At 66.5% G+C, this 12,197-nt stretch carries 11 protein-coding genes; 8 read left to right on the top strand and 3 right to left on the bottom strand.

Annotated elements, in window-relative coordinates; genetic code table 11:
• Positions 1-37: 37 nt before the first annotated feature.
• On the bottom strand, positions 38-1,657 hold the full coding sequence (locus tag J2T07_RS04330) for an MASE1 domain-containing sensor histidine kinase (protein WP_306847560.1): 1,620 nt from the start codon (positions 1,655-1,657) through the stop codon (positions 38-40).
• Between the two features lie 89 nt (positions 1,658-1,746).
• Here J2T07_RS04330 and J2T07_RS04325 point away from each other — a divergent pair, with 89 nt between their 5' ends.
• Complete coding sequence (locus J2T07_RS04325; RefSeq protein ID WP_306847558.1) at positions 1,747-2,376, top strand: response regulator transcription factor; 630 nt, start codon at positions 1,747-1,749, stop codon at positions 2,374-2,376.
• Here the strand turns inward: J2T07_RS04325 and recN are convergent, their stop codons facing one another.
• Positions 2,377-4,047 (bottom strand): DNA repair protein RecN, encoded by a 1,671-nt coding sequence (gene recN / locus J2T07_RS04320; protein ID WP_306847556.1) that lies wholly within the window; start codon positions 4,045-4,047, stop codon positions 2,377-2,379. It abuts the gene before it with no gap.
• Between the two features lie 134 nt (positions 4,048-4,181).
• On the opposite strand from recN, the gene hrcA reads away from it, so the two are divergent.
• The 4 genes from hrcA (at position 4,182) to dnaJ (ending at position 9,178) form a co-directional block, all read left to right on the top strand.
• On the top strand, positions 4,182-5,243 hold the full coding sequence (hrcA, locus tag J2T07_RS04315) for a heat-inducible transcriptional repressor HrcA (protein WP_306847553.1): 1,062 nt from the start codon (positions 4,182-4,184) through the stop codon (positions 5,241-5,243).
• Between the two features lie 86 nt (positions 5,244-5,329).
• A complete protein-coding gene (gene grpE, locus J2T07_RS04310; RefSeq protein WP_306847551.1) occupies positions 5,330-5,866 on the top strand; it encodes a nucleotide exchange factor GrpE in 537 nt (178 codons plus the stop codon).
• Positions 5,867-5,997: 131 nt separating this feature from the next.
• Entirely contained in the window at positions 5,998-7,923 is a 1,926-nt protein-coding gene (dnaK, locus tag J2T07_RS04305; RefSeq protein ID WP_306847549.1) for a molecular chaperone DnaK, read from the top strand.
• A 127-nt stretch (positions 7,924-8,050) separates the two neighbouring features.
• Entirely contained in the window at positions 8,051-9,178 is a 1,128-nt protein-coding gene (gene dnaJ, locus J2T07_RS04300; protein ID WP_306847547.1) for a molecular chaperone DnaJ, read from the top strand.
• 55 nt (positions 9,179-9,233) lie between these two features.
• On the opposite strand, the gene J2T07_RS04295 is transcribed toward dnaJ, so the two are convergent.
• A complete protein-coding gene (locus J2T07_RS04295; protein ID WP_306847545.1) occupies positions 9,234-9,680 on the bottom strand; it encodes a DUF2147 domain-containing protein in 447 nt (148 codons plus the stop codon).
• 139 nt (positions 9,681-9,819) lie between these two features.
• Between J2T07_RS04295 and apbC the strand changes: the two genes are divergently transcribed.
• The 3 genes from apbC to J2T07_RS04280 all read left to right on the top strand — a co-directional run bounded on the left by apbC (position 9,820) and on the right by J2T07_RS04280 (position 12,121).
• The gene (gene apbC, locus J2T07_RS04290; RefSeq protein WP_306847543.1) at positions 9,820-10,905 is read left to right on the top strand and encodes an iron-sulfur cluster carrier protein ApbC; all 1,086 of its coding nucleotides are present in this window, start codon (positions 9,820-9,822) and stop codon (positions 10,903-10,905) included.
• A 70-nt stretch (positions 10,906-10,975) separates the two neighbouring features.
• Entirely contained in the window at positions 10,976-11,542 is a 567-nt protein-coding gene (gene dcd, locus J2T07_RS04285; RefSeq protein ID WP_036114141.1) for a dCTP deaminase, read from the top strand.
• Positions 11,543-11,629: 87 nt separating this feature from the next.
• Positions 11,630-12,121 carry a hypothetical protein gene (locus tag J2T07_RS04280; protein WP_306847539.1) on the top strand — a complete coding sequence of 164 codons (492 nt, stop codon included), beginning with the start codon at positions 11,630-11,632 and terminating at the stop codon, positions 12,119-12,121.
• Positions 12,122-12,197 lie beyond the last annotated feature (76 nt).

Here is a 12,197-nt window from a genome sequence, read left to right as displayed (position 1 = left end):
GCTCCCCCACATCGATAATGGGATCGTAACGAAGCGTTCATCCACCCGGTATCGGAAAATTTCCTATGTTGCTTCCGATACTTGTGCTGCGAAGCAGCACGCGGAGGTGAAGCCCTACAGGCTCGGGACGGATGCGAAAGAGGCCACCGAGGGCCGTGATCCGGTCGCTCATTCCCTGCAATCCACGGCCACCGCCATCGGTGCGGACGGGGCGTGGGGTGGAGGGCAGGCCGGCCCCGTCGTCACGGATATCGAGGATCGCCACCGGCCCGCTGTCGCGCAGGCCGATACGCAGGCGCAGCTTCATCTGACGGGCGCCGGAGTGCCGCACCACGTTGGTCGCGCTCTCCTGGACGACACGGTAGATGGCCGTCAGGGTGTCGTCGTCGAGCAGGCGGGGGTCGCCGCGCAGGTCGGTTACGTAGTGGATGCCCGCGGCGGTGAGCATGTCGCGCACGGGGCCTTCGTCCAGGGCGCGCAGCAGACCGAACTCATCCAGGACGGAAGGACGCAGGCTGTCGAGCATCTTGTGCAGGGCCCGGCGCATATGGCCGAGGATGCCGTTGATCGACATGCCGATGTCTTCCAGTCCCGCGCTGCCCAGGCGCGACTGGGCCAGTTTCAGGTGGGTCTGGATCGCGGTGAGGTTCTGGCCGAGTTCGTCGTGCAGTTCCGCGGCCATGTGACGGCGCAGGTTTTCCTCCGCCTGAAGGTTGCCGCGCGCGGCATCCCGCAGCTGCCGCGCAAGCTGGTCCAGGCGCTGGTTGGCGGCGGCCAGGTGGGTGTTCTGCTGGGCCACGCGCTCGCTGCTGCGGCGCAGCGCATCGGTCGCCGCACCGAGCATCAACGTGCCCGTGCCCGCCACGGCCAGGAACAGATGGGCGGCCGCCGTGGGTGCCCCGCGGCCGATCATGTCCTCGGTGACGTTCAGCCCCACGCTGGTGATCAGCATGGCCAGGCCGGCGCCGCGCCAGCCGTGGCGGAACGCGAAGAACAACACCGGCGCCAGGGAGAGGACCCGGGCGAACTGCGGTTGCGGCGAGTATTCGGCGAGCGTGATCAGGATGGCGAGCGAGGGCAGCATCACCAGCAGGCCATCGAGCAACAGTTCGCCCATCGCCGCTTGCGTGGGCCGCTCGCGGAACGCGAGGATCATGACCGGCACCACCAGCAGCACGCCCAGGTAGTTGCCGAGCAGGTCGCTGCCGAAGGTGGTACCCAGCATCTCCACCGGGGCGGCGGGATGCATGGAGGCCATCATCGCGGCGTTGCCGGCGGTGGCTACCGTGGCGGTGACCATGGCCGAGAGCAGCAGGCGGGCGACGTCCTCGGGCGTATTGAGGCTGGCGTGCAGGTGCGCGCGACGCAGCAGCCACAGGCAGGCGGCCACCATCAGCGGCTCGGGAGCGTCGCCAAGGACGAAGCCCGCGCCCCCGATCGGCAGGCCACTGCGCCATTCGCAAAAGGCGCTGGCGGCGATCTCGGCGCCGAGGATCCAGAACCAGTGGCGCGTGCGCATCAACAGCAGTGCGCCGAAGCGCAGGCCGAAGGGCAGCACCCAATAAGGCTGCTCGGTCGGCCACAGCATCACCCACGCCGCGGCGTACGCGAGCGCGAACAAGGGGCCGGCGAAGCGTGAAAGACCGTGTAGTCGCATTGGCGGCAATGTTACACGGCGGATGCGCGGAGCCGACGGCGGCGATCGGGCCATACGCACGCGTCGGGAGAGCCTGCTACATTCTGCCCATGCCCAGAATCGTCCTTGTAGATGACCACGCCATCGTTCGTGAGGGTTTCAAGCGCCTCATCGAGCTGGAACCCGACCTCGACGTCGTCGCCGAAGCCCGCAACGCCGACGAAGCGGTGGACGCCGTCACCCAGCATCGGCCAGACCTGGTGGCGGTGGACCTGTCCCTGCCTGACGGCAGCGGACTGCCGCTGATCGAGCACCTGGGCAGCATCGCGCCGGGCATGAAGATTATCGTTCTGAGCATGCACGATGGCGAACCCTACGTATCCGAAGCACTGCGCCGCGGTGCGCGTGGCTACGTGACCAAGGGCGTGGCGCCCGAGGAACTGGTGGCCGCGGTGCGTTCGGTGCTCGGCGGCGACCAGTACCTGAGTTCCGACCTGCGCGAACGCCGTTCGGGCCGGCCCACGACCGACCTGGACCCGTTCAATCGCCTGACGGCCCGCGAACGGGAGGTCTTCCTGTTGCTGGCCGCTGGACGCGCACCGAAGCAGGTGGCCGCGGAACTCGGGATCGGGCAGAAGACGATCTACATCCACCGCGCGGCGGTGATGAACAAGCTCAACGCGGGCTCGGAACTGGATCTCTATCGGATGGCGCAGGAGCGCGGCCTGATCCGAACCTGATCACCCCTGCGCGCGATCCAGCATCTTCTTCGCATGCGCGCGGGTTTCCTTGGTGATCTCCACCCCCCCAAGCATGCGGCTGAGTTCGTCGCGGCGACCGGCGGCATCGAGCGCATGGATGCGGGTACGCGTGGCCTCGCCATCGCTCTCTTTCGCCACCTGCAAATGCGAGTGGCCCTGGGCCGCCACCTGCGGCAGGTGCGTCACGCAGAGCACCTGCACGCGCTCGCCGAGGGCGCGCAGCTTCTGGCCGACCACTTCGGCGACCGCGCCGCCGATGCCGGTGTCCACTTCGTCGAAGATCATGCAGCCGATGTTGTCGTTGCCCAGCGTGGCGACCTCGATGGCGAGGCTGATGCGGGCGAGTTCGCCACCGGAGGCGACCTTGCGCAGCGGACGCGGCGGCTGCCCCGGGTTGGCGCTGACCAGCAGTTCGCAGCGCTCCCGTCCCTGTGGGTCGGGCTCGTCGCCCTCGGCACGCTCCAGCGAGACTTCCAGCCTTCCACCGGCCATGCCCAGTTCGCCCATCAAGCCGGCGACCGTGGCGCCGAGGCGTGACGCGGCCTCGACGCGTGCCTTCGACAGGGTGGCGGCGGCAGCGTCGTAGGCCTGGCGCAGGCGGTCTCGCTCGCGGCCGAGGCGGTCGAGCGCGTCGCCGGCGCCTTCGAGTTCGGCCAGGCGCTCGCGGACCTCGTCGGCCTTGGCCGTGAGTTCGCCAATGGGCAGGCGGTAGCGGCGTGAGAGATCGTGCAGATGGGTGAGGTGGGTATCCACCTCGGCCAGCCGCTCGGGATCGAGTTCGACATCCTGTGCGTAGCGGCTGAGGCCGTCCACGGCTTCGCCCACCTGGATCTGCGCGCTATCCAGCAGTTCCAGCGTAGGGGCGAGCGTGGCGTCGAGTTCGGCCAGTCGCGACAGCTCCGCGTGCGCACGGAGCAGGGCGCGGCCGATCGCGAATTCGCTTTCCCCATCCAGCATTTCGACGACGCCGTTGGCGCCCTCGGCGAGGCGGCCGGCGTTGGCGAGACGGCGGTGCTGGGCTTCGAGGTCTTCCAGGGCGGCCGGGACCAGCGCCCAGCGGTCGAGTTCCTCCAGTTCGTGGCTCAGCAGTTCGATCTGGTGTTCGCGGTCGTCGCCACCGGAGAGCGTACGGATACGCGCCACGGCGTCGCGCCACGCCTTGGCCGTCTCGCGTACCTGGGCCAGCAGCGCCTCGTTGCCGGCATACGCGTCGAGCAGGGCCATCTGGTGCTGGCGCGAGAGCAGGGCCTGGTGCTCGTGCTGGCCATGGATCTCCACGATCAGCGCGGCCAGGGCCGACATCTGGGCGAGGCTGGCCGGACGGCCGTTGATCCAGCCACGCGAGCTGCCTTCGGTGCGGATCACCCGGCGGAGCTGGCAGGTCTGCCCATCGTCCAGTTCTTCCTGGCGCAACCAGTCCAGGGCCTCGGGCAGGCCGGCCAGATCGAACTCCGCGGCCAGTTCGGCGCGGTCGCTGCCGGCGCGGACCATGCCGCTGTCGGCGCGGGCACCCGCCAGGAGCATCAGCGCATCCACCAGCAGGGACTTGCCGGCGCCGGTCTCGCCGCTGACCACGGTAAGGCCCGGCCCGAAGGCGACCTCGGCTTCTTCGACGACGGCGAACTGGCGGACGTAGAGCGAGGTGAGCATGGGCACGGGAGTGGCGAATGGAATCGCGCCGATTGTAGCGGCAGCGGCGTCGCAGAAGCCGAGACTTGCAAGCGGAGCGGCTAGACCTTATTGATAGCCCGACGATCCGACCCCCTTCCCATCCAGTCAGGCGCATGAATCCGTTTTCCGGTCACGACATCGATGCTCGCGCGCGCCGGCTGCTGCGGACCCTGATTTCCCAATACCTGTCCGATGGCGAGCCGGTCGGCTCACGCACGCTGGCGCGGTCCTCCGGCCTGGAAGTCAGTCCGGCGACGATCCGCAACATCATGGCCGACCTCGAGGATGCCGGCCTGGTGGCCTCGCCGCACACCTCGGCCGGGCGTATTCCGACGCCGCGCGGGTTGCGCCTGTTCGTCGACAGCCTGCTCGAACTCAAGCCGCTGCCGCGCGACGAGATGGCCCGCCTGCAAGGCGGCCTGCCGCCACACCAGACGACCACCCGCGACCTGCTCGGCAACGTATCGAACCTGCTCTCGGCGATGACCCATTTCGCCGGGGTGGTCACCGTGCCGCGCCAGGGCGATTTCCCCCTGCGCCATATCGATTTCGTCAACCTGCCGGACGCCCGTGTGCTGGTGATCCTGGTGTTCTCGGACAACCAGGTGCAGAACCGTGTCGTCCAGCTGGCCCGCCCGCTGGAAGCCTCCGATCTGGAACAAGCGGCGAACTACCTGAATGCCCAGTTCGCCGGGTTCCGCCTGGCCGATATCCGTGCGCACCTGGCCGCGGAACTGCGCGAGGCGGGCGGCGAGATCAACCGCCTGTTGTCCAGCGTGGTGGAACTGGCCACCGCCTCGTTCGCCAGCGACGAGGACGCCGACGATGTGCTCGTCAGCGGCCAGACCAACCTGATGGGTTATTCGGAGCTGGCCGACATCGACCGGCTTCGCGACCTCTTCGACGCCTTCCAGCAGAAGCGGGACCTGCTCCAGCTCATGGAAATGTGCGTCAAGGCCCCTGGCGTACGCTTGTTCATCGGCGAGGAATCCGGGTTTTCGGCCCTCGACGGGTGCAGCATCGTCACCGCCACCTATGGCACGAGTGGCCGCATGCTCGGCGCGATCGGAGTTATTGGACCGACGCGTATGGCATATGAGCGGGTCATCCCGGTGGTCCAGGCCACCGCCGGACTGCTCAGCGACGCCTTGAATCGCGCCGCGGCGACCTCATAAACCGCCACGGGAGGCGGGTTTACTATTTCCCGCGAATGTTCGGCCCCTCATAGGAGTGGGTCGGTAAGCTGACATTTGGAGCAAGCATGCATAACAACGATCCCCACGTGCCGGATCCGGCGCAGGACGGCGGTGTGGCGGACAACGGCGTGAACGCCGATCTCGACGCACTGACCGCCAAGCTGACGGCCCTCGAATCCGAACTGGCCGGCGCGCGTGAAACGGTCCTGCGCGAACGGGCGGAGATCGAGAACCAGCGCCGTCGTCTCCAGCGCGACCTGGACAACGCCCGTCGCTTCGCCAACGAGAAACTGCTGGGCGAGTTGCTACCGGTGTACGACGGCATCGTGCTTGGCCTGGCCAACGAATCGGCCGACGCGAAGACCCTTCGCGAAGGACTCGACCTGACGCTGAAGCAGTTGGAGAAGGTGATCCAGGGCAACGGGCTCAGCGTGATCGATCCGCTGCACCAGCCGTTCAACCCGGAGCACCACCAGGCGATCAGCTCGGTCACCTCGAACGAGCACGTACCGGGCACGGTAGTCGCCGTCGTGCAGAAGGGTTTCGTGCTCAACGATCGTCTGTTGCGCCCGGCGCTCGTCGCCGTCGTCGGCGATCACTGAATGAAAACCCCGCGTGGCGCGGTTTTCGCGCAGGCGGGGAGTCTCACCAGGCATTGAATCGATGGGGCCGAGCCCCATTTTCAAACACAGTCGCGGCCGCGGGGGCCGCTTAGCAATTCGGAGCAACTTCAATGGCCAAGATCATCGGCATCGACCTCGGTACGACCAACTCCTGCGTCGCAGTGATGGAAGGTTCGACCGCGCGTGTCATCGAAAACTCGGAGGGCGATCGCACCACGCCGTCCATCGTGGCTTTCACCAAGGACAACGAGGTCCTGGTCGGTGCGCCGGCCAAGCGCCAGAGTGTCACCAATCCCAAGAACACCTTCTACGCGGTGAAGCGCCTCATCGGCCGCAAGTTCACCGACGCCGAGGTGCAGAAGGACATCAAGCTGGTCCCCTACGGCATTGTCGCCCATGAAAACGGCGACGCCTGGGTGCAGACCGCCGACGGCAAGAAGATGGCCCCTCAGGAGATATCCTCGAAGGTGCTGATGAAGATGAAGAAGACCGCCGAGGACTTCCTGGGCGAGTCGGTCACCGAAGCGGTCATCACCGTGCCGGCGTACTTCAACGACAGCCAGCGCCAGGCCACCAAGGACGCCGGCCGCATCGCCGGTCTCGACGTCAAGCGCATCATCAACGAGCCGACCGCGGCCGCCCTGGCCTATGGCCTCGACAAGACCGACGCACGCGATCGCAAGATCGCCGTGTACGATCTCGGCGGCGGCACGTTCGACGTGTCGATCATCGAGATCGCGAACGTCGACGGCGAGAAACAGTTCGAAGTGTTGTCGACCAACGGCAACACCTTCCTCGGTGGCGAGGACTTCGACAACCGCGTCATCGACTACCTCGTGGAAGAGTTCAAGAAGGAGCAGGGCATCGACCTGCGCCAGGATCAGCTCGCCCTGCAGCGCTTGAAGGACGCCGCCGAGCGCGCGAAGATCGAGCTCTCCTCGGCCCACCAGACCGAAGTGAACCTGCCGTACGTCACCGCCGATGCCTCGGGTCCGAAGCATCTGACCATCAAGCTGACCCGCGCCAAGCTCGAGACGCTGGTGGAAGACCTCGTCAAGGGAACGATCGATCCGTGCCGCACGGCGCTCAACGACGCCGGCCTGAAGATCTCGGACATCCACGAGGTGATCCTCGTCGGTGGCCAGACCCGCATGCCCAAGGTGCAGGAAGCGGTGAAGGATTTCTTCGGCAAGGAGCCGCGCAAGGACGTCAACCCGGATGAAGCCGTGGCCGTCGGTGCCGCGATCCAGGGCGGCGTGCTGGGCGGTTCGGTGAAGGACGTGCTCCTGCTCGACGTCACCCCGTTGTCGCTCGGCATCGAGACGATGGGCGGCGTGATGACCAAGCTCATCGAGAAGAACACCACGGTGCCGACCAAGGCCTCGCAGGTCTTCTCCACCGCCGACGACAACCAGACGGCCGTCACCGTGCACGTCCTACAGGGCGAGCGCGAGCGCGCCGGCGCGAACAAGTCGCTGGGCAAGTTCGACCTGCAGGGCATTCGTCCGGGACCGCGCGGCACGCCGCAGATCGAGGTCACCTTCGACATCGACGCCAACGGCATCCTTCACGTGTCGGCGAAGGACAAGGACACCGGCAAGGAACAGAAGATCGAGATCAAGGCCGGTTCGGGCCTCTCGGACGAAGAGATCCAGCGCATGGTCGCGGACGCGGAAGCCAACCGCGAGGAAGACAAGAAGTTCCACGAGCTCGTGCAGGTGCGCAACAAGGCTGACCAGCTCGTGCACGCCACGCGCAGCCAGCTGAAGGAACACGGTGGCAAGATCCCGGCCGAGCAGCTCGCCGGTATCGACAGTGCGGTGTCCGAGCTGGAGAAGCTCAAGGACAGCGACGACAAGGCCGCGATCGAGGCGAAGATCGCCAACCTCGAACAGGTGGCCCAGGCGCTCGCGGCGGCGGCCCAGTCGGGCGGCGCGCAGGACACCGCGCAGCAGTCCGCGCCGGGCGGCGGTTCGGCCCAGCCGGACGACGTGGTCGACGCCGAGTTCACCGAGGTCAAGGACGACAAGAAGTAAGTCGTCCTGCTAAAGCGATGCCATGCCGCGGCCAGAGCGTCCGCGGCATGGCAAGGTTCAACCGGATCGATCGCGCCGAAGGGTTTCCCGCCGGCGCGTTCGTTCGTCCAGGGAAAGCAAGCGTGCAATGAGCAGCAAGCGCGACTACTACGAAATCCTCGGTGTGGAACGCACCGTGAGCGAGGGCGACCTCAAGAAGACCTTTCGTCGCGTCGCGATGAAGTATCACCCCGACCGCAACCCGGAACCGGAAGCGGTCGATAAATTCAAGGAAGCCAAGGAAGCCTACGACGTGCTGTCCGACGCGCAGAAGCGCGCGGCATACGACCAGTACGGCCATGCCGCCTTCGAGAGCGGTGGCTTCGGTCGCGGCAACGGCGCTGGCTTCGGCGACGTGGGCGACATCTTCGGTGACATCTTCGGTGACATCTTCGGCGGTGGTGGTGGACGCCAGCGCACGCGCCGCGGTGCCGACCTGCGCTACATGATGGATCTCGATCTCGAGGAAGCCGTGTTCGGCGTCGAGAAGAAGATCGAGGTGCCCACCCAGGTCAATTGCCACCATTGCAACGGCACCGGGTCGGAAGATGGCAAGGTTTCCACCTGTTCCACCTGCGCCGGCCATGGCCGCGTGCGCATGCAGAACGGCATCTTCTCCATCCAGCAAGCCTGCCCGACCTGTCATGGCTCCGGCCAGAAGATCGACAAGCCCTGCAAGAAGTGCCACGGCGAAGGCCGTCTCGAGGAAGAACGCACGCTGTCGGTGCGCATCCCCGCGGGCGTGGACAATGGCGACCGCATCCGTCTGACGGGGCAGGGTGAAGCCGGTCCCGCGGGCTCGCCTGCCGGCGACCTCTACGTGGAAGTGCGCGTGCGCGAGCACAAGATCTTCCAGCGCGACGGTTCCGATCTCTACTGCGAAGTGCCCATCCGTTTCGCGCAGGCCGCGCTCGGCACCGAACTGGCCGTGCCGACGCTCGAGGGCGAAGTCCCGGTGAACGTGCCGCCTGAAACACAGACGGGCCACCAATTCCGCCTGCGCGGACGCGGTGTGAAGTCGGTTCGCGGTGGCCGTACAGGCGATCTCATCTGCACCGTGGTGGTGGAGACGCCGGTTCGTCTCACGAAGGAGCAACGCGACCTGCTCACCCAGCTGGAAGCCACGTTCGTGGGGGAGGAAGCGGCAAAACATACGCCGCGCTCGAACACCTTCATCGACGGCGTCAAGGACTTCTGGTCACGCGTCACCTCGTGAACCGAGGCCAGGGCAGGAGCGCATGGCGCGCTCCTGCCGCTCGTGACGCTGGGGCTTACTCGGCCCGCACCCACTCCTGGCTGCGCCCGATCAGCGAGAACCCCACGTATCCGTGGACGTCGAGGGTCTTTCCACCGTCCTCCAGCTTGAGCGTGACCTTGTAGATCTTGCCCTTGGCGGGGTCGAGGATCTGGCCGCCGGACCACTCGTCGCCGTCCTTCTTCAGGCCCCACATGATGGTCATGCCTTCGATGGGCTTGTTCTTGCGTTCGCCATCGCACTCGGTGCAGAGCGGATGCGGGCCATGCTCGGACTTGAGCACCTGGAGCACCTTGCCCTCGAGCAAGCCGCCGTTCTCGGTGATCTCGACGATGGATTTCACTTCCTTGGTCTTGTCGTCGATCGTCTTCCACTTGCCCACGGGCGAGTCGTTGGCGGCCAGGGCGGGAAGGGCGCTCGCGGCAAAGGCGAGGGCGAAGGCGGTGCGGATCAGAGGCTTCATAGGCTCGGGGGCTCCCCATACGGTCAGGTACGGCCGGAGCCTGACGACCGCCGCGACGCCCGTCAAGCTGCATCGCGCCAGACCGGGCCGGGGCTCACGCTGGCATAATGGCTGATCTTCGATTTTCCTCAGTGTCCCCATGACCCAGCCCAGCGAAACCCTCGTCCGCGGCATTCTCGACCGCGTTATCGATCCCCATTCCGGGCAACCCCTGGGCGCATCCCTGCGCGCCGTCGGCGTGGACGGTGACCGCGTGTCGGTGGATATCCAGTTGGGTTATCCCGCCACCGGGTACCTGGAGCAGGCGGCGCATGACGCCAGGGACGCCCTGCAGGCGGACCCGGCCATCGCCTCGGCAGCCGTGTCGGTCGGCTGGCGCGTGCACCCGCACAAGGTACAGGGCCAGCTGGCGCCGTTGCCGGGGGTGAAGAACATCATCGCCGTCGCCTCCGGCAAGGGCGGCGTGGGCAAGTCCACGGTGTCGGTGAACCTGGCCCTGGCCCTGGCTGCCGAAGGGGCCACGGTGGGCATCCTCGACGCCGATATCTACGGGCCGAGCCAGCCGCGCATGCTCGGCCTCAGCGGCAAGCCGTCCTCGCCCGACGGCAAGAGCATCGTGCCGATGCGTGCCCACGGCCTCCAGGCGATGTCGATCGGCGTGCTGATCGAAGAGGACACACCGATGATCTGGCGTGGCCCGATGGTCACCCAGGCGCTCATGCAGCTCCTGACGGACACCCGCTGGGAAGAACTCGATTACCTCATCATCGACCTGCCGCCGGGTACCGGCGACATCCAGCTCACGCTTTCGCAGAAAGTGCCGGTGTCCGGCGCGGTGATCGTCACCACGCCGCAGGACATCGCCCTGCTCGATGCACGCAAGGCGCTAGGCATGTTCCGCAAGGTGGAGGTGCCCGTCCTCGGCGTGGTGGAAAACATGGCCACCCATATCTGCTCGAACTGCGGGCACGAGGAACATATCTTCGGCCACGGCGGTGGCGCGCGCATGGCGCAGGAAGCCGGCATCGCCTACCTCGGCGACCTGCCGCTGGACATCCGCATCCGCCAGCAAGCGGACGACGGCAAGCCCACCGTGGTGGCCATCCCCGACTCCGACCTTGCCGCGCGCTACCGCGCCATCGCCCGCACCACCGCCGCCAGGCTGTCGCTGCAGGCGCGCAACAAGGCCATTTCATTCCCGAAGATCGTCATCCAGAACACCTGACCGGCGACGCCCAAGTGGCGTGCACGGCAACGTTCCTATACCTTTCCGGCTCCAGCGAGGGAGACAGTAAGTGAGCATCAAGTCCGACAAGTGGATCCGCCGCATGGCCGAGCAGCACGGCATGATCGAGCCGTTCGCCCCTGGCCAGGTCAAGGAGCGCGACGGCCACCGGCTGGTGTCCTACGGTACGTCCAGCTACGGCTATGACGTACGTTGCGCCGACGAGTTCAAGGTGTTCACCAACATCAATTCCACGATCGTCGACCCCAAGGCCTTCGACGAGCGCAGCTTCGTCGACGTCAAGTCCGACGTCTGCATCATTCCGCCCAATTCCTTCGCGCTGGCGCGCACGGTTGAGTATTTCCGCATCCCGCGCCAGGTACTCACGATCTGCCTCGGAAAAAGCACCTACGCGCGCTGCGGCATCATCGTGAACGTGACCCCGCTCGAGCCCGAGTGGGAGGGGCATGTGACCCTGGAGTTCTCGAACACCACGCCGCTGCCCGCAAAAATCTACGCCAACGAGGGCGTGGCGCAGATGCTCTTCCTCGAGTCCGACGAGGAGTGCGAGGTGTCCTATGCCGACCGCGGTGGCAAGTACCAGGGCCAGCGCGGCGTCACTCTGCCGAGCACCTGAACGCGGCCTTCACGTCGCATCCGCGCGCGACATCGGCGCGCGGTAGACTCGCCCATTCCACGCCATACCGATCCACGGAGACACCGCATGATCCGAGTTCCCACCCTGATGGCCCGCGCCACCGCGGCGCTCTTCCTCGCCAGCATGCTGGTGCTGGCCGGCTGCCATCGTGGCGCCTCGAAGTCCGACCACGTCGCGACCGAGCAGGGCCAGTTCGACTACACCATCAAGGCGTACAAGAGCGGCCAGTTCATCGTCGACGGCGCGGTACTTTCCGCCGCCGACACCGGTAGCCACTTCGCCTACCTGAAGGACCAGGGCAAGCTTCCGAAGACGGTACTCGTGCTGCCCAGCGACGACTCCAAGATCCGTGACAACCACCTCGGGTTCCTGGCCCGCATGCAGCTGGATTACGGCTTCGCGGTGTACTACGACAAGAAGGGCGAGCTGGTTCGCCTGAACGCCGTCGAGGAAAAGGCCCGCCAGTTGGAAGACACCCCACACAAGGCCGCCTTGCCGGATCGCATGCAGGGTAAGGAAGCCTCCAGCGGCGCCTACGACCCGCAGACGCAGCAGTAAGCCGCCCCCGCGTGGCCTTGGAAAGGCCCCGTCACTACGGCCGAGGCGGCAGTGACGGGGCCTTTCCGCTGCCTGC

Source organism: Luteibacter jiangsuensis, assembly GCF_030812295.1.
GTDB classification, from domain to species: domain Bacteria; phylum Pseudomonadota; class Gammaproteobacteria; order Xanthomonadales; family Rhodanobacteraceae; genus Luteibacter; species Luteibacter jiangsuensis_A.
This window is presented reverse-complemented; position numbering and strand designations above follow the sequence as displayed.